The 16,227-nt window shown below is 49.8% G+C and carries 17 protein-coding genes; 7 read left to right on the forward strand and 10 right to left on the reverse strand.

From position 1 onward, the window contains the following. Nucleotides 1-249 precede the first annotated feature (249 nt). Entirely contained in the window at nucleotides 250-417 is a 168-nt protein-coding gene (gene rmf / locus OGY01_RS20915) for a ribosome modulation factor (protein WP_003035871.1), read from the forward strand. Nucleotides 418-524: 107 nt separating this feature from the next. Here rmf and fabA read toward each other — a convergent pair whose 3' ends face one another. Then, entirely contained in the window at nucleotides 525-1,043 is a 519-nt protein-coding gene (gene fabA / locus OGY01_RS20920; RefSeq protein WP_010429339.1) for a bifunctional 3-hydroxydecanoyl-ACP dehydratase/trans-2-decenoyl-ACP isomerase, read from the reverse strand. A gap of 68 nt (nucleotides 1,044-1,111) precedes the next feature. Next, complete coding sequence (locus OGY01_RS20925) at nucleotides 1,112-2,872, reverse strand: AAA family ATPase (protein WP_286493621.1); 1,761 nt, start codon at nucleotides 2,870-2,872, stop codon at nucleotides 1,112-1,114. A gap of 185 nt (nucleotides 2,873-3,057) precedes the next feature. Between OGY01_RS20925 and matP the strand changes: the two genes are divergently transcribed. Beyond that, the gene (gene matP / locus OGY01_RS20930) at nucleotides 3,058-3,510 is read left to right on the forward strand and encodes a macrodomain Ter protein MatP (protein WP_045441349.1); all 453 of its coding nucleotides are present in this window, start codon (nucleotides 3,058-3,060) and stop codon (nucleotides 3,508-3,510) included. Nucleotides 3,511-3,596: 86 nt separating this feature from the next. On the opposite strand, the gene ompA is transcribed toward matP, so the two are convergent. Further along, nucleotides 3,597-4,655, reverse strand: coding sequence for a porin OmpA (gene ompA, locus OGY01_RS20935; protein WP_045441350.1), 1,059 nt, complete (start codon nucleotides 4,653-4,655; stop codon nucleotides 3,597-3,599). Nucleotides 4,656-5,010: 355 nt separating this feature from the next. Next, a complete protein-coding gene (gene sulA / locus OGY01_RS20940; RefSeq protein ID WP_286493623.1) occupies nucleotides 5,011-5,520 on the reverse strand; it encodes an SOS-induced cell division inhibitor SulA in 510 nt (169 codons plus the stop codon). Between the two features lie 216 nt (nucleotides 5,521-5,736). Here sulA and OGY01_RS20945 point away from each other — a divergent pair, with 216 nt between their 5' ends. Continuing rightward, nucleotides 5,737-6,351 carry a TfoX/Sxy family DNA transformation protein gene (locus tag OGY01_RS20945; RefSeq protein WP_045441352.1) on the forward strand — a complete coding sequence of 205 codons (615 nt, stop codon included), beginning with the start codon at nucleotides 5,737-5,739 and terminating at the stop codon, nucleotides 6,349-6,351. Here OGY01_RS20945 and yccS read toward each other — a convergent pair. Both yccS and OGY01_RS20955 read right to left on the reverse strand, forming a co-directional pair. Beyond that, the gene (gene yccS / locus OGY01_RS20950; protein WP_200013100.1) at nucleotides 6,329-8,482 is read right to left on the reverse strand and encodes a YccS family putative transporter; all 2,154 of its coding nucleotides are present in this window, start codon (nucleotides 8,480-8,482) and stop codon (nucleotides 6,329-6,331) included. The two genes, OGY01_RS20945 and yccS, sit on opposite strands and share 23 nt — an antisense overlap. Nucleotides 8,483-8,500: 18 nt before the next feature. After that, the gene (locus OGY01_RS20955) at nucleotides 8,501-8,947 is read right to left on the reverse strand and encodes a YccF domain-containing protein (protein WP_045449541.1); all 447 of its coding nucleotides are present in this window, start codon (nucleotides 8,945-8,947) and stop codon (nucleotides 8,501-8,503) included. Nucleotides 8,948-9,072: 125 nt separating this feature from the next. On the opposite strand from OGY01_RS20955, the gene helD reads away from it, so the two are divergent. Then, nucleotides 9,073-11,127 (forward strand): DNA helicase IV, encoded by a 2,055-nt coding sequence (gene helD, locus OGY01_RS20960; protein WP_286493625.1) that lies wholly within the window; start codon nucleotides 9,073-9,075, stop codon nucleotides 11,125-11,127. 32 nt (nucleotides 11,128-11,159) lie between these two features. Here the strand turns inward: helD and mgsA are convergent, their stop codons facing one another. Together mgsA and csgI are read right to left on the reverse strand one after the other, a co-directional pair. Then, nucleotides 11,160-11,618 (reverse strand): methylglyoxal synthase, encoded by a 459-nt coding sequence (gene mgsA / locus OGY01_RS20965; protein WP_045441354.1) that lies wholly within the window; start codon nucleotides 11,616-11,618, stop codon nucleotides 11,160-11,162. A 93-nt stretch (nucleotides 11,619-11,711) separates the two neighbouring features. Next, entirely contained in the window at nucleotides 11,712-12,374 is a 663-nt protein-coding gene (gene csgI / locus OGY01_RS20970; protein ID WP_045441355.1) for a curli synthesis inhibitor, read from the reverse strand. Between the two features lie 172 nt (nucleotides 12,375-12,546). Between csgI and OGY01_RS20975 the strand changes: the two genes are divergently transcribed. Then, nucleotides 12,547-12,960 carry a CoA-binding protein gene (locus OGY01_RS20975; protein WP_045441356.1) on the forward strand — a complete coding sequence of 138 codons (414 nt, stop codon included), beginning with the start codon at nucleotides 12,547-12,549 and terminating at the stop codon, nucleotides 12,958-12,960. 105 nt (nucleotides 12,961-13,065) lie between these two features. Here the strand turns inward: OGY01_RS20975 and hspQ are convergent, their stop codons facing one another. Beyond that, nucleotides 13,066-13,383 (reverse strand): heat shock protein HspQ, encoded by a 318-nt coding sequence (hspQ, locus tag OGY01_RS20980; protein ID WP_045441357.1) that lies wholly within the window; start codon nucleotides 13,381-13,383, stop codon nucleotides 13,066-13,068. A gap of 57 nt (nucleotides 13,384-13,440) precedes the next feature. Further along, the gene (gene rlmI / locus OGY01_RS20985) at nucleotides 13,441-14,652 is read right to left on the reverse strand and encodes a 23S rRNA (cytosine(1962)-C(5))-methyltransferase RlmI (protein WP_286493626.1); all 1,212 of its coding nucleotides are present in this window, start codon (nucleotides 14,650-14,652) and stop codon (nucleotides 13,441-13,443) included. Between the two features lie 212 nt (nucleotides 14,653-14,864). Between rlmI and OGY01_RS20990 the strand changes: the two genes are divergently transcribed. Together OGY01_RS20990 and OGY01_RS20995 are read left to right on the forward strand one after the other, a co-directional pair. Continuing rightward, nucleotides 14,865-15,413: a kinase inhibitor gene (locus OGY01_RS20990; protein WP_200042401.1), complete on the forward strand. Its 549-nt coding sequence runs from the start codon at nucleotides 14,865-14,867 to the stop codon at nucleotides 15,411-15,413. 15 nt (nucleotides 15,414-15,428) lie between these two features. Then, nucleotides 15,429-16,217, forward strand: a complete 789-nt coding sequence (locus tag OGY01_RS20995) for a helix-turn-helix transcriptional regulator (protein WP_286493627.1) — start codon at nucleotides 15,429-15,431, stop codon at nucleotides 16,215-16,217. Nucleotides 16,218-16,227: the final 10 nt, after the last annotated feature.

Raw genomic sequence — 16,227 nt, forward strand, 5'->3', positions numbered from 1 at the left:
TAATTGTAAATTTTACCGCCTCTGGTTTAGTGTCCGGGGCGGTTTTTTTTATTTTTTTAGCGGTCGAGATAGCTGTTCTGACAGCAAATTTTTGTACAAATGATTTACCAGCTAGCTCACAAATATGACACTGGCGTGAATTTTGCGCATTGACGGGCATGATGTTTCGGGGTATTCGTTTAGTGTGATTGCATACTTAGTAATCACTGTTTTCTTTTCCACCAGACCTAAAAATGAGGGAAACGAGGCATGAAGAGACAAAAACGAGATCGCCTGGAACGGGCACATCAACGTGGTTATCAGGCCGGCATTGCCGGACGCTCAAAAGAAATGTGTCCCTATCAGACGCTGAATCAAAGGTCATACTGGCTGGGAGGCTGGCGAGAAGCCATGGGGGATAGGGTGTTAATGGCCTGATTCTGTCTCTTTAGATAAAAGAAACCTCCGCACGCGGAGGTTTCGCCTTTTTGTAGGCCTGATAAAACGTAATAACGTCGCTATCAGACAGTCTACGTAGTCCTGAATCAGAACGCAGAAGTATCCTGGAAAAGACCTACTTTCAGATCATTAGCCGTGTAGATCAGACGGCCATCAACCAGCACTTCACCATCAGCCAGGCCCATGATCAGACGACGGTTAACGATGCGTTTGAAGTGGATGCGGTAAGTAACTTTTTTCGCGGTCGGCAGAACCTGGCCAGTAAACTTCACTTCGCCTACGCCCAGTGCACGGCCTTTACCTTCGCCGCCCAACCAGCCGAGATAGAATCCAACCAACTGCCACATAGCGTCCAGACCCAGGCAGCCTGGCATCACCGGATCGCCGATAAAGTGGCATCCGAAGAACCACAGGTCCGGGTTGATATCCAGTTCAGCTTCAACATAACCTTTGTCGAAGTTACCACCGGTTTCGGTCATCTTGACGACACGGTCCATCATCAGCATGCTTGGTGCAGGCAGTTGTGGGCCTTTTGCGCCAAACAGCTCACCGCGACCAGAGGCAAGAAGGTCTTCTTTTGTATAGGATTCGCGTTTATCTACCATGTTCTCTGTAAGCCTTATTTTATTGAAGCACGCAGGATAGCTAACACGTGTACGCTGAACAAGTCCGATCAGTTCGGAATAAATGCATTCAGCCAACGTAGCGGCCAGGGGAAACGATGACGACTTTCCTGTTGCGTTGCCGTAGCAATGCGCTCCTGGATAGTTTGCATCAGCGTTGTCTGGCCTTCACCATCCCACACAAGATTTAACAAAAGCGGCAGCGCATCGGTCACGTCGTCCACCGCCCAAATAGTGAATTTTTCTTCTTCAACGGCCTGTAGCAGAGCTGGTTGTAGACTCAGGTGCCTGACGTTGGCTGAAGGAATAATGACACCCTGAGTACCGGTTAATTCACGCTGCTGGCAGATAGTAAAGAAGCCCTCAATTTTCTCATTCAGGCCACCGACAGGCTGTGCGCGACCAAACTGATCAACAGAGCCGGTGATCGCAATGCTTTGATTTACAGGCACATCTGCGAGAGCGCTGATCAGCGCGCACAGTTCTGCCATTGATGCACTGTCGCCATCCACTTCGCTGTACGATTGCTCGAAAGTCAGTGAGGCAGAAAACGGGATCTGCTGTTCAAGCTGCAGCTCCGACATCAGGAAAGCCTGCATTATCATCATGCCTTTAGCATGAATATTTCCGCCAAGCTCGGCTTTACGCTCGATATCAGTAAATTCGCCATCGCCAATATGAACGACGCAACTGATACGTGAAGGTTCACCAAATGCGCGTGGATGACCCGGAAATTCAATCACTGACAGGGCATTGATTTGACCAATACGCTCACCTTCAGTCTCGATAAGGATCTGCTCTTGCAGGATCTCATCCTGCATACGTTCGGCGAGAAAACCTTCGCGCCATTCACGCTGTGCAAGCATCAGGCTGAACTGTTCGGCGTTGCAAGTATCCCCATCGCATAAAGGAGCTACTTCCTTAAGCTGTCGGATGATCCACAGTGGGTTAAGCGGCAAAGTATCCTGCTCACCGGTGTAGCGAACAGCTTCACGGATCAATACCTGCCAGGCATCAGGGGCGGGGTAAGGCAGAGCGTTGCGTCTGGCGGTATGCGTCACCCATTGACACCATTGCGTCATGGTTTCGGCATCCACTATCTGCAAATTATCTTCAAACTCGCTATAAATTGCCTGCTCTGCCAGTTCCGGCTCCATTTCCTGGAAGTCTGCCAGTGATTCGCGCTCTCCCACTAACACCACTTTCATTTTAAGCGGCATAGAAGGAACGGAGACAGGAAGTGGGCGAGACTCATCAAAGGCCACCCAGTCAAAGCGCTCGTGGCTGACAATGGCTTTCAGGCGCATCCACAGCAGTGGTTGAGCCAGAAGCGTGCGTAATGAGATAACCAGTATGCCGCCGTTGGCCTTATGTACCAGACCCGGTTGCAGGGTAATTTCGCCATTAAACTGGCGCAGGCAGCCAAACAGTTGTTCGGCTTCAACCCAGTCAGCATTTACCACCTGAGTTAAGGTCGCAAAATTGTCTTCTGCATTTTCTGCTTCACGGTAACGAATAGTGTGGCCAGAGATATCGTAGTGACCCCCGGTCAAGCTTCCGGCATCCGTGTGCAATGTGCGTGCAGCTGATGAAATAAGATTGAGATACTCAAGCTCTTCCGGCGCTTTCACCAGCATAAAGGAGGACGTCGTCCAGTGCTGAAGAAGTTGCTCTAGCGCAAATTGTAAACGTGGCTGAGTATCACTGAGTAAGGTGTCGGTTTCGTCAGTGACGTGCGGCTGTGCAAATATTTCCTGATAACTGTCGGTATCAGGAACCAGATCACGCCATGCAAGTTTCGTAATGGTCAAAGTTGATGTTTTTTAGTCTGTTGTAAAAAACGAGATTATACCGTAACCGTCAGCACTGCACACGCGGAAAGCACGGCTAAACAGATGCGATGACGCGCGACAGTTCACAGGCTGGATATTCTTTTCTTCAGATATCCAAAAAGCTGATATTCTGATAAGAGTTACACGGTAACATTGAGATCGCAATGAAATATCAACAACTTGAAAACCTTGAAAGCGGCTGGAAATGGAAGTACCTGGTGAAGAAGCATCGTGAGGGGGAGTTGATTACCCGTTACGTGGAAACCAGCGCTGCCGAAGAAGCCGTTGATTTGTTGCTAACCCTCGAGAATGAGCCGGTTCGGGTCAATGCCTGGATTGATGAACACATGAACTCTGCGCTGCAAAATCGTATGAAACAGACTATACGGGCGCGGCGTAAACGGCATTTTAATGCTGAACATCAGCATACGCGTAAGAAATCTATCGATCTGGAGTTCATCGTCTGGCAGCGATTAGCCGGACTTGCGCAACGGCGCGGCAAAACGCTTTCAGAAACGATCGTGCAACTGATTGAGGATGCAGAGCATAAAGAGAAGTACGCCAACAAAATGTCCACGTTGAAACAGGATTTGCAGGCATTGTTGGGAAAAGAGTAGGCAATGACATTTTCAATGTGTTGAGCAATGGTGTTCTTCAGATAAAAAAAACCCCGCTATGCGGGGTTTTTTTATAAGACGAAAACTTAAGCCTGAGGCTGAGTTACAACGTCTTTGATGCCTTTAACTTCGATCTCAACGCGACGATCCGGAGCCAGGCAGTCGATCAGTGCAGCGCGAGCTTTCACGTTGTCACAGGTGTTGCCGGTAACCGGGTTGGATTCGCCCATACCACGTGCGGAGATTTTGTCAGAAGGAATACCTTTAGAGATCAGGTAATCAACAACGGACTGAGCACGTTTCTCAGACAGACCCTGGTTGTAAGCGTCAGAACCGATGCGGTCAGTGAAGCCCAGAACCACTACGGAACCGTCTTTCGGATCCAGGTTGCTCAGCTGGCTGTACATCTGATCCAGAGCCTGCTGGCCTTCTGGTTTCAGAGTTGCTTTGTTGAAGTTGAACAGAACGTCAGACTTCAGGGTGAAGTGCTTGGTTTGTACTTCTGGAGCCGGAGCCGGAGCCGGAGCAACTACTGGAGCTACTTCACCCTGGCCGAAGCGGTAAGAAACACCAACGCTCAGCAGGCCGTTATCCGGACGACCACCAACGGTGTTCGCGTCACCGATGTTGTTGGTCCACTGGTATTCCAGACGGGTAGCGATTTCAGGAGTAATTGCATACTCTACGCCGCCAGCGAATACTGGGGATACACCAGTGTCGTGGTCTTTGAAGCCTTCGTTGTTTTTAGCGTCTGCACGCCAAACCATACCACCCAGACGAGTGTAAACGTCCAGATCGTCAGTGATTGGGTAACCCAGTTTAGCGGTCAGCTGAACGCCCTGAGCTTTGAAAGCGCCGTTTTGATGAGTAGAGTCGGTGTAGCCTTTGTACGGCATACGACCTAACCAATCGTAACCCATTTCAAAACCAACGTACGGGTTAACCTGATAACCACCGAACGCACCAGCACCCAGTTGGCTTTCATGGGTAGGACCAGCGTTGTTGATCTGGTTGTTGCCGATATCATGGTACTGAGACCAGCCCAGTTTAGCACCGGTGTACCAAGTGTTATCTTTCGGAGCGGCCTGCGCCACGGTAGCGAAACCAGCCAGTGCCACTGCAATTGCGATAGCTGTCTTTTTCATTTTATGCGCCTCGTTATCATCCAAAATTTGCCATGAATATCTCCAACGAGATAACACGGTTAAATCCTTCACCCGGGGACCAGTTCAATAGTTACTCTACCGATATCTGCGGCTTAAGCCGAGCACCCCTGGCGATGTAAAGTCTACAACGTAGTTGAAAACTTACAAGTGTGAACTCCGTCAGGCATATGAAAAAAAAAAGCTTGTATACACAATATTTAACATTTATGGATGATTAATTGTACTGCAAACATCGCGGAAACCGCTTCACACAGGCGTTCTCACAAAAAAAGTGTTAAAGCTCAAAGTCGAATTTGGACATGAAAAAAAATTCCAGGATAATTCCTAATTTTACTCAATGATACAAATTCGAGTGAATTTTTAGCCCAGAATGCTGTCTCCCGGCAAGAGACTGCGCACGAACAGGACGCATGATAAATCCCATCGCATTTCCCTCATCTGCAGCTTTTACCAGTTCAGAATGTTCATCTTCCGTTAATTCTTCGGTCAGCCAGCCGATTACCACACTGTAATTGCCTGTTCGCAAAGCGCGAACCATTGACTCCAACGTATGGCACGGTGAGAGTTGGCTAATTTGCATGACTTTTGTTAAAGGCAGCCCTGCAGACTGTACCCATTCACGGCTCAATTTTTGCTGAGGTGTAAGCCAAAGCTGCCAGCGCGATTGCTGCCCTAATTGCTGAAGCAGGGGGAGCAGCAGTAATTGCGTCATCATGGGCTGGTCCTCGCGATAGACCACTTCACTGATAAGCCCGGCGGTAACGTTCTCTGAAGAAACGCGTGCAATATTGCTTGATGTGGAAGAGAACGACGAAGAACGATTTGCGTAGCCTGAAGTGTACATAATCAATCCAGCCCTGTGAGTTACTGTATGGATATACAGTAACCCTGCTATCCATAAAGATCAACTTTATTTTCGGAAACTGGTTCGCAATTTTTCGCTGTCATAACAGCAAAAACAAAATTCATCTTGCTCCCTGAGAATAAGTTGCCTATTTTCGTCATTAACGGATCCGCTACTGCAAATCATTCTCTTATATTATGATTTAAAAGGATTTTTATGAAAAAGCTCTCTTATGACAAGATCTATAAATCACAAGAATGCCTGGCCTCTTTGGGGACGATTCGCTATCGCTCATTGTTTGGTAGCTACAGTCTAACGGTTGAGGATACGGTCTTTGCAATGGTCGCCAGCGGTGAGTTGTACCTTCGAGCTTGTGAGCAGAGCGTACAGTACTGTGTAAAACATTCGCCAGTCTGGCTGACGTTTATGAAGCGCGGACGACCGGTTATTCTCAATTACTACAAGGTGGACGATGCTTTGTGGCGAAACCAACAACAGTTGGTGTCTTTATCGAAGTTTTCGCTGGATGCAGCAGTGAAGGAAAAACAGAGCCGCTTTTTGCAACACCGCCTGAGAGAGCTGCCGAACATGACATTTCATCTCGAGACTCTGCTTAACGAAGCGGGTGTTAACGATGAAAGTACATTGCGTATGCTGGGAGCTCAAATGTGCTGGCTTAAATTACGGCAGATTAATCCTGCTCTGACAGTGAAAATACTCTATGCCCTCGAAGGGGCGATTGGCGGGGTCCATGAGGCGGCGCTCCCGGCGATTCGTCGCCAGGAGCTTGTTGAGTGGGTACGCTCACTTACTCCGGAACTGGAGTATTAGACGGCAAGGCGGCAATTTGCTGCTGGAGTCGCCTGATTTCCGGTAGCAATGCAATCAATAACCCAACTTGCTGAACGACCAGCGGTTCTTTACTGTCCGGGCGCGGTTCAAGATGCTGAATCCGTTGCTTCAGACCTTCAAGTGCCTGGTATACGCGTTGCTCATCAGCTGGCTGATGATGAAGCGCATCATCTACATAGCAGACGGCATCATCCAGTAACGCCAGAACGTCCGGGTTGGTCAGTTGTTCCCGGTGTGCACCCAGAGCCGAAATATAGCTGGTAAAAGTATGGTTGAGGCACAGCAAGCGGAATGCTGTTTCCCGCGTTTGCGCTGTGACGTCAGGTTCACTCGACATATTCGACACTACGGACGCAAGCTCAGCATCGCGATTATGTGCATCACGTCGGGCAATACGGTATGCGAGCCGATTATCACGACCCTGATGATATTGTTCGAGAATAGCGTCGAGGTAGCGACAGTTAGCGTCAGTTGCTCGTTCAATTACTCGTGGCAGATTACGAAAACGCCAGTCTGGCCAGATAAAACTGACGGCCGCCCAGGCGATTGCGCAGCCGATCAGCGTATCAATTACGCGTGGCAGGGCGACTTCGAAACCTTCGCCAAGCAGGTTAAAGCACAGCAGTACCAACAGAGTGATAAACATAGTTGCATGAGCATACTGTACGTTGCGAAATGCAAAAAAGAGCACGCCAGTAATCACTAATAGTATCAGTTGCCCTTCAAGTGAGGGAACGAACCACAAAATGGGCAAGCCGATGGCTATTCCCACTAGTGTGCCGATAATCCTTAGTGCCAGGCGATGGCGGGTGGCGTTGTAGTTAGGCTGACAGACAAACAGACTGGTCAGCAGGATCCAGTACCCATGGTTCATTCCAGTGATCTGAATAATGGCGTAACCGACGCAGAGCACCAGTGACATGCGGATAGCATGGCGAAAAAGGGCGGATTCAGGTGTGAAATTACGGCTCAGACGCAACCAGATGTCGCTGAAACCATGTGGGCTGTCATCAGCAAGCTGATTTTCTGATTCATTACGCGAGATTGCCTGAGCCTGTTCGGACTCAATGGTAGCCAGCTGTGCGTCGATGGCACGCAGGTTTGAGAGCAAAAATCCCAGTGTATTGAGCAGATCTGAAGGGGCACCGTTAGTGCGCATACGCTCGAGTGCGGCGTCTATATGCGTAAAGGCGCGTTCAAAGTGTGGATCGTGCTGGTATGGGGTGCGCAAGATAATGCAGCGCGACAACTGTGTGCAGGCTTGTCCCTGCATTGACATTAATCTCTGGAAGCGAAACATCACGTCGCTGTGACGGAAATGGTCGCGAAGCGTTTGGTATTGAATATGCGAGGAACTTGCGCGCTCGTGGATATCCTGTGCCACAAAATAATAATGCAGTGTACGACGTGTTCCCCGCTGCCCTCGGTCACCGCGCAAGCGGGTCAGTAATGACACTTTAGTTTGGTTTAGCGTGGCCATTAGTTGCCCATTGGCCAGCGCTAAGTCATAGAGCGGTGCCTGACTTTCATCTTCGATATCAGGATCGAAAAGACGCGATTTCAGCTCCAGATAGTGCGCTAATTGTTCGTAGCTACGAGCCAAATTATCCTGCAGGGGGCGGATCGGGAACAAGAGATGTCCGGTCAGCGTAAGCAGGTTGTACCAGATGGCGCCAGCGAGCAGAAGTATCGGTTGCTGATACCACTGATCATAGAGTGAAGTCCCCAGCATGGTATAAATCGCGATGAGCAATGCCCCAAAGGCGATTGTCGCATAACGCTGGCCTAATCCACCTAGCAGAATAAATCCGCTGGTGGAGATGGTTAATCCAATAGCAAAAAGCCATGGCCAGGGGAAGAGCAGTTCGACGGAGGCAGAGGCAATAAAGAAGCAGATCAGCGTAATGATCAAATTGCGTAGTCGTCCCGCAAGACGATCGTCCAGATCGGTAAGCGCAGCAGCAACCATGCCCAGTGTGAGTGGGATAGTGAGTTTTACGTCGCCCAACCACCAGGGCAGAGCCGTTGTGCCGCAAAGCGCGATGAATATCCGCACGTAATACAGCCAGGTGCTGTTCCAGGTATAGCGTTTGAGCAGAGGACTTAACATAAAGACCATGCGTCCTGATTATTCAAAGCGGCGACGCGCATTGGCTTCGCGAGCTGCACGGGCAGTTTCTACTGACACCACGCGACGTCCGACGGGCCAGAGTGCAATCGCGGCGATCTTAAAGTTCGCAATGCCTACAGGAATACCAATAATCGTAATGCACTGGGCAATACCGGAGACAATATGCATCAGGCACAACCACCAGCCGAAGAAAATCAGCCAAAAAATATTGAGTAATGTCCCGCCGGTATTCATCAGTACACTTTGACCTGCTGGGTTGAGTTCATCAACATGAATCGCTTCGTTGCCAAAAGGGAACAATGAGAGGCGAGTTATCTCCCAGCACGAACGGGTCAAGGGCAGGGTGAAAATAAGCACGATACTGACCAGCGTAGCCAGTAACCAGGCTAAGGTAGTGGCGAACCCGCCCAGCACAAAATTTAAAATATTCAGAACAGTACGCATAAACTCTCGGTTAACTCTGGTTTTCAGTGAATTTGGCAATTGTAACGTTTTTTTGGGCTGGAGCACGTTTTCTCTGGCGGTTACACTGATAAGTAAACCTCTTCGTGTGGATCCGCGTAAGTCTTATGGAACTGAAAGCAACTTCTCTTGGAAAACGTCTGGCGCAACACCCTTACGATCGAGCCGTTATTCTCAATGCCGGGATAAAGGTTTCCGGCGATCGTCATGAGTATCTTATTCCATTCAATCAGTTACTGGCTATACATTGCAAACGAGGCCTTGTCTGGGGGGAGTTGGAGTTTGTGCTTCCGGAAGATAAGGTTGTACGCCTGCACGGTACAGAGTGGGCTGAAACTCAGCGTTTCCATCACCATTTGAATACACTCTGGCAGCAGTGGAGCCAGGAGATGAGCGAAGTGGCAGCCGGTGTTTTACAGGAGCAACTGCAGGCGATAGCCGTTCGTACCGGGGAGAATAAATGGCTGACGCGTGATCAAACCTCTGGGTTACAACAGCAGATCCGCCGCGCCTTTGCCGCGTTGCCTCTACCGGTTAATCGATTAGAAGAATTTGATAATTGTCGTGAGGCATTACGACAATGTCAGGCCTGGTTGAAGGACATTGAAGTGTGTCGTTTACAACATAATCAGGCGTATACCGACGCAATGTTGGCGGAGCATGCTGAGTTCTTTGCACATATCGAATCCTCGCCGCTGAATGCGGCCCAGGCGCGAGCGGTAGTAAATGGTGAGAAATCACTGTTAGTGCTCGCGGGAGCCGGAAGCGGCAAGACCTCTGTTTTGGTGGCTCGCGCTGGGTGGCTGTTGATGCAGGGGGAAGCCGTTGCTGAACAGATTCTGCTGTTAGCCTTTGGTCGCAAAGCAGCCCAGGAGATGGATGATCGTATCCGCGAGCGACTGCATACAGAAGAGATCAGCGCACGGACATTTCACTCGCTGGCGCTACATATCATTCAGCAGGGCAGTAAAAAAGTTCCAACGGTAAGTAAGCTTGAAAACGATACTGCCGCGCGGCATAAACTCTTTATCACCACCTGGCGTCAGCAGTGCAGCGAGAAAAAGGCGCAGGCCAAAGGTTGGCGGCAGTGGTTAGAAGAGGAGATGCAGTGGACTGTGCCTGAGGGCAATTTTTGGGACGACGAAAAGTTGCAGCGTCGTTTGGCCACAAGATTAGATCGTTGGGTTGGACTTATGCGCATGCATGGCGGAGCGCAGGCTGAAATGATTGCCAATGCCCCGGAGGAAATTCGCGATCTGTTCAGTAAACGCATTAAACTGATGGCGCCGCTGCTTAAGGCCTGGAAGGGAGCTCTGAAGGAAGAAAATGCTGTCGATTTTTCCGGGTTGATCCATCAGGCAATTGTCATTCTGGAAAAGGGGCGCTTTATCAGCCCCTGGAAACATATTCTGGTCGATGAATTTCAGGATATTTCCCCACAGCGTGCCGCTCTGGTGGCTGCATTACGTAAGCAAAACTCGCAGACCACTTTGTTTGCGGTGGGGGATGACTGGCAGGCGATTTATCGTTTTAGCGGCGCGCAGCTTTCGTTGACTACCGCATTCCATCATACCTTTGGCGAGGGTGATCGCTGTGACCTGGATACTACATACCGTTTTAATAGCCGCATTGGCGAGGTCGCAAACCGGTTTATCCAAAAAAACCCACATCAGCTTGCGAAACCGCTCAACAGCCTGACGTCAGGGGATAAAAAAGCGGTGACGCTGTTGGAGGAAAGTCAGCTGGATTTATTGCTGGATAAGCTTTCTGGATTTGCGAAAGCTGAAGAGCGAATTCTGGTGTTGGCGCGTTACCATCATCTAAAACCCGCCAGTCTGGAAAAAGCGGCTACTCGCTGGCCCAGGCTACAGCTTGAATTTATGACTATCCATGCCAGTAAAGGGCAGCAGGCAGATTACGTTATTGTCGTCGGGCTGCATGAAGGAAATGATGGTTTTCCGGCGCCGGCCCGCGAGTCAATTATGGAAGAGGCGTTGCTTCCTGTTGTTGAAGACTTCCCTGATGCAGAAGAGAGAAGGTTACTGTACGTGGCGCTAACACGTGCGCGGCATCGGGTATGGTTACTGTTTAACAAAGACGCGCCGTCGTGTTTTGTCGATGAACTTAAACAACTGGATGTACCGGTAAGCAGAAAACCCTGATAAGCAGGCGGCATGTACCGCCTGCCTGACGATTATTTGAGGCGCTCTGCCAGGTAACGGGCGTAATCCGGGATCAGGATTTCTGTCGCATCGCTGAAGTTTGGCGACTGGATGATAAAATCGGCGGTAGAAACGTTGGTCGCGACCGGAATGTTCCAGACTGTGGCCAGGCGCAATAGGGCTTTTACATCAGGATCGTGAGGGACGGCATTGAGCGGATCCCAGAAGAAGATCAGCACATCGATTTTCCCTTCAGAGATCAGCGCGCCCACCTGCTGGTCGCCGCCCATTGGGCCGCTCAGCATAGCATTTACATCCATACCAGTAGCGCGTTGAATTAAGTTTCCTGTCGTTCCTGTCGCGTAGAGAACGTGTTTTTCCAGCAACGGTTGGTGGCGTTCTACCCAGCTCATCAACATCTGTTTACAGTGATCATGTGCAACCAGCGCAATATGCTTGCGCGCTGGCAAAGTGCGAGTCGTCAATTCCATAGTACAGCTCCCAAGTTAACCTCGTTACAGAGTACTGGAAGCACTTGACGCTGCAAGAGAAAGACAAAAAAAATGCGTATATGAACATAAATGTCATGAAGGTGGCTGTTTTTGCGCCCATTGCAAAAAGTTACTTCGCGTTTGTGAGTCGGCTTGCTGAAACCAATATTTTAAACGCTGCTCGGTGAGTGTCTGCGACTGAGGCGGAACCCGGTCCAGTTCAGAAACTCCGGAGAGCAATGAGCTGTCATCTGCCATCATGGGGGCAAATTGCGGTAACGAGGCATGCCTGGCGGCTTTGTTATAGCGCTCAGTCTCAATTTCATAATCCACGATTTTTGCCTTTGAAGTGATCGCCATAATATCCAGTTTCACTGGAATGGGCATGGAGTCCCCGTCAAGCAATTCGACGCGCGGGGCGCTATCAAAATGTGTTGCGTCACGCTCGTTGCTCAGGCGCGGAAGATGAAAATTAACCTGACTGACCATTTGAGTATTAAAGCTGATGACCAGTGGTGGGGAAATATAGAGGCGTTCTTCATGGCTGGACAGGCGGATAGTTTTCTCTACGCGAAAAACAAGCTGATGGGGGCCATTCTCAAGCTCAATACTGTCGGCACCACGCAGTAATGAGCTTGAGACCTTTTTTCCGTCCAGTACCAGTAGATCAATATCATTAGACAAACGTAGTGAGGTGGCCAAAACGGTTACCGGCAAACACAGGGCAATCAAGACTGTCACAATGCCGGCTCTCATAGGTTTCTCCTGTCCAGAAAATGCCTGAGTAAGATGTATCAAAATTTTTCGGTAATCATGTTTACTAACATATAGACATATTTGTCAGTTTAGCTCTCATGCGCCAGTATGGGATGAATGGTTGCAACGTCAGGTTTGTCGTACACTTTGCAAAACAGCCTGGAGGAAGATAATGAAAGAGACCGATATTGCTGGCATTTTGACATCCACCCGTACGATTGCGCTGGTGGGCGCGAGTGATAAACCCGAGCGCCCTAGCTACCGGGTGATGAAATATTTGCTCGATCAGGGCTATCACGTTATCCCCGTTTCACCCAAGGTTGCCGGGAAAACGCTGCTGGGACAGCAGGGCTATGCGACCCTTGCAGATGTACCTGAGAAAGTGGATATGGTGGATGTCTTCCGTAATTCAGAAGCAGCCTGGGGCGTTGCGCAGGAGGCAATTGCCATTGGGGCGAAAACTTTATGGATGCAGCTAGGGGTGATCAATGAACAGGCGGCTGTGCTGGCACGTGATGCCGGTATGGCGGTGGTGATGGATCGTTGTCCGGCAATTGAGATCCCTCGACTCGGGCTGGCGAAGTAAGCCTGTGTTATTGCCGAATGGCGCGTTACTTATCCGGCCTGCGGTTCGTGGCCGGATAAGACGCGTAAGCCCGATAAACGAAGCGTCATCGGGCAAGTGCTAAAATCAGTTGCGCAGGCGTGGAGCCTGAAGCTGTTTGCGGATTGTCCGCGCCAGTTCATCCATTGAGGGTTGCTCCGGATGCTCTTCCTGTAGCTCACTGCTCAACTGTGCTTCCGCCAGATACGTATGTACTGGCAGGCCATTATCATCTTCCATCACCACGTGATACCAGGGAGCGGCGCGAAGTTCGTCGTTAACCGCCAACTCATCGGGTGACGGTTCATCAAGCGAATATTCCGGGTCGATATCCACGACCACTCCGAGGTAACCTAACAGGGAATGGCGGACCTGCTGGCCGATACCGAATTTGCTGGCAATCATAGTCACCTCCCGGGAAATAGATACCCTTTATGTAAGGGTAATATTCCACTTTTCAAGTTACATGATGCGACAGGCAAACCCTTTCAGATACAGCCCTTCCGGGTAGGTAGCGATCACCGGATGATCGGCGGCCTGACGGAACTGCTCTATAAATTGTATATCACGACCAGCATCTATTGCGGCATCAGCGATGATTTTCTGAAATAAATCGGTGGTCATCAGGCCGGAGCAGGAGAATGTCAGCAGCATTCCGCCAGGATTCAGAAGCTGAATAGCCAGCATATTGATGTCCTTATAGCCACGACAGGCGCCCATCAGCTGGTTTTTGTTTTCGACAAACTTCGGCGGATCCATCACGATGACATCAAATTTCTCTCCGCGATCGCGATAGGCTCGCAGTAGTTTGAACACATCATCACGCACAAACTCGGCTTTAGTCAGATCCAGTTTATTCAGTTCAACGTTTTGTCTGGCGATGTCGAGCGCTTCCTGGGAGGTGTCAACGCTCACGACCTGGCTGCATCCCCCCATTAATGCCGACACGGCAAAACCGCCGGTATAAGAGAAACAGTTCAGAACGCGCTGATTTTCGACGTAGCGACGCGTCGCCAGACGACTGTCACGTTGATCCAGGTAATAACCTGTTTTGTGACCGCGCTGAATATCAACCAGCAGCTTCATACCGTGTTCTTCGATTGGCAGCAGAGCAGGGGGCAGTTCGCCGGTAACAGGTCCCTGCGTAAGCTCCATACCTTCTTTCTTACGTACGGCAACGTCGCTACGGTCATAAATGGCGCATTCAGGGAAAACTATCTGCAGGGCGCTAATCAGTGCGGCACGTTGATATTCGGCCCCTGCGCTGAGCAGTTGCAGAACCAGGAAGTTAGCGAAGCGATCAATGGTGACACCGGGCAGCCCATCAGATTCACCGGCAATCAGACGGTAGCTGTCCAGCCCGTCTTTCTTCGCCAGCCAGTCGCGCCACTTCTGCGCTTGTTGCAGACGACGGACAAAGAAATCAGTATCAATGGATTCAGATTTGTCGAATGTCCAGACACGCGCACGGATCTGTGATGCAGGAGAATATGCACCGCGTGCTAACCATTTACCCTGATGGTCAACAATATCGATGGTCTCACCAAGGTTGGCTTTGCCTTCAATACGTGCGACGGCACCGGAGAATACCCATGGATGGCGGCGAAGTAATGATTTTTCGCGCCCTTTAGCTAACACCATGCGGGGATATTGCGGAAATTTAGATTCAGTCATGCGGAGCAACCTCTCACAAACAGCGATGCGGGCTGGATGAGAACCAACCTGATACCGTTAAAACAAAATGGCGCGTAGGGTAGCACAGATGAAGGGGGCAATCATCAGAGTATGGTTGCGAGCATTTCAGCACAAAATGGAATCACAGCAGCACAGTTTCCTTAAAGCATAACCATTACATTGATATTTCTTCATATGGTTAAGGAAACACAATGAAAACAGTCTCTTCTCTGCTAGCCATCACGATAACGGCCATAAGTTTTAATGTAACTGCGGCATCAGCGTTCCGTATTAGCAGTACGGATATTACAGATAACCTTCAATTAACACAGAAACAGATTTTTAATGGTTTTGGCTGTAATGGTGAGAATATCTCGCCACAACTGAGCTGGCAAAACCCGCCAGCCGGGACCAAAAGTTATGCCATTACGTTATTTGATCCAGATGCCCCAACAGGAAGTGGTTGGTGGCACTGGACGGTGGTGAATATTCCAGCACACGTTCAGACTCTTCCATCTGGCGTTGGAAAAGATAAGTTACCCGCAGGGGCTATTCAGGGGAGGAATGATTTCGGTTATTCTGGATTTGGCGGTGCCTGCCCACCTGCAGGCGATAAACCTCATCGTTACCAGTTCACCGTGTGGGCGCTGAATACGGAAATGTTGCCCATCGATAGTAATGCGAGCGGTGCGCTGGTGGGTTTTATGCTTAACAGCCATGTCATCGCTAAAGCTGAATTAACGGCCACATACGGAAGATAAACTGAGGGACACACGGTGCAGGACGTATATTTCAAACATAATGTGCTTACCGCGGCAGAGGTAAACTCCAGCCAACTGCACCGCTTGCATCGTGTTAAGTTTTTTTCTGCGGCGATATGTCACATCACTCACGGTAGTAAAGTCATCATCCAGGATGATAACCGTCTGGTTGCCGGCACAGGCGAATTGCTTATTATCCCTGCAGATTCCTGTCTTGAGATTATCAATCAACCCGCACAGGGTGCTTTTCGTTCAGATTTGTTGCTACTCTCGCCTGAGATCATTACGCGATTTAAAAGTTCGTATGTGCAGGATTATCCCCCCGCGAAGCTAAGATCGTTATGTACACCAATGAGCCATAGCCTGGCGTTTATGTGGGCGAGTTTGCTGGATGCTGTGCGTAAGGGCCTGCCGGTAAAACTACAGGAACATCAGGCGATGGGATTACTTCTGGCTCTCTTGCATGAAGGAGCTGCCGGGCCACTTCTGATTGAGCGCAGTTTTAAGCTGGTGGAACAGGTGAGGCAACTCATTATGTTGTCGCCTGCTAAGCTATGGACAGCAGATGAAATTGCCGGTCGTTTAGCGATGGGCACCTCTACATTACGTCGAAGGCTACAGCAGGAATCACAGAGCTATAGACAAATTGTCGAGGAAGTACGTATGTCATACGCTCTTTCTCAGTTGCAGTCGACGAAATTACCGATTGGTGAGATTGCAATACGCTGTGGCTATATGTCTGGTTCGAGATTTACGGCAAGATTCCGCCAGCATTACGGGTGTCTGCCGAAGCAGGTACGTTAATGGTATTCAC

It is taken from the genome of Citrobacter sp. Cm038, from assembly GCF_030333105.1.
GTDB classification, from domain to species: domain Bacteria; phylum Pseudomonadota; class Gammaproteobacteria; order Enterobacterales; family Enterobacteriaceae; genus Citrobacter; species Citrobacter murliniae.

What these genes read in the sequence shown, in the direction of transcription:
- rlmI (WP_286493626.1), bottom strand. Translation starts at nt 14,652, where the DNA reads ATGACTGAATCTAAATTTCCGCAATATCCCCGCATGGTGTTAGCTAAA.
- matP (WP_045441349.1), top strand. Translation starts at nt 3,058, where the DNA reads ATGAAATATCAACAACTTGAAAACCTTGAAAGCGGCTGGAAATGGAAG.
- rmf (WP_003035871.1), top strand. Translation starts at nt 250, where the DNA reads ATGAAGAGACAAAAACGAGATCGCCTGGAACGGGCACATCAACGTGGT.
- hspQ (WP_045441357.1), bottom strand. Translation starts at nt 13,383, where the DNA reads ATGATTGCCAGCAAATTCGGTATCGGCCAGCAGGTCCGCCATTCCCTG.
- yccS (WP_200013100.1), bottom strand. Translation starts at nt 8,482, where the DNA reads ATGTTAAGTCCTCTGCTCAAACGCTATACCTGGAACAGCACCTGGCTG.
- helD (WP_286493625.1), top strand. Translation starts at nt 9,073, where the DNA reads ATGGAACTGAAAGCAACTTCTCTTGGAAAACGTCTGGCGCAACACCCT.
- OGY01_RS20955 (WP_045449541.1), bottom strand. Translation starts at nt 8,947, where the DNA reads ATGCGTACTGTTCTGAATATTTTAAATTTTGTGCTGGGCGGGTTCGCC.
- OGY01_RS20975 (WP_045441356.1), top strand. Translation starts at nt 12,547, where the DNA reads ATGAAAGAGACCGATATTGCTGGCATTTTGACATCCACCCGTACGATT.
- OGY01_RS20945 (WP_045441352.1), top strand. Translation starts at nt 5,737, where the DNA reads ATGAAAAAGCTCTCTTATGACAAGATCTATAAATCACAAGAATGCCTG.
- csgI (WP_045441355.1), bottom strand. Translation starts at nt 12,374, where the DNA reads ATGAGAGCCGGCATTGTGACAGTCTTGATTGCCCTGTGTTTGCCGGTA.
- mgsA (WP_045441354.1), bottom strand. Translation starts at nt 11,618, where the DNA reads ATGGAATTGACGACTCGCACTTTGCCAGCGCGCAAGCATATTGCGCTG.
- fabA (WP_010429339.1), bottom strand. Translation starts at nt 1,043, where the DNA reads ATGGTAGATAAACGCGAATCCTATACAAAAGAAGACCTTCTTGCCTCT.
- OGY01_RS20990 (WP_200042401.1), top strand. Translation starts at nt 14,865, where the DNA reads ATGAAAACAGTCTCTTCTCTGCTAGCCATCACGATAACGGCCATAAGT.
- sulA (WP_286493623.1), bottom strand. Translation starts at nt 5,520, where the DNA reads ATGTACACTTCAGGCTACGCAAATCGTTCTTCGTCGTTCTCTTCCACA.
- ompA (WP_045441350.1), bottom strand. Translation starts at nt 4,655, where the DNA reads ATGAAAAAGACAGCTATCGCAATTGCAGTGGCACTGGCTGGTTTCGCT.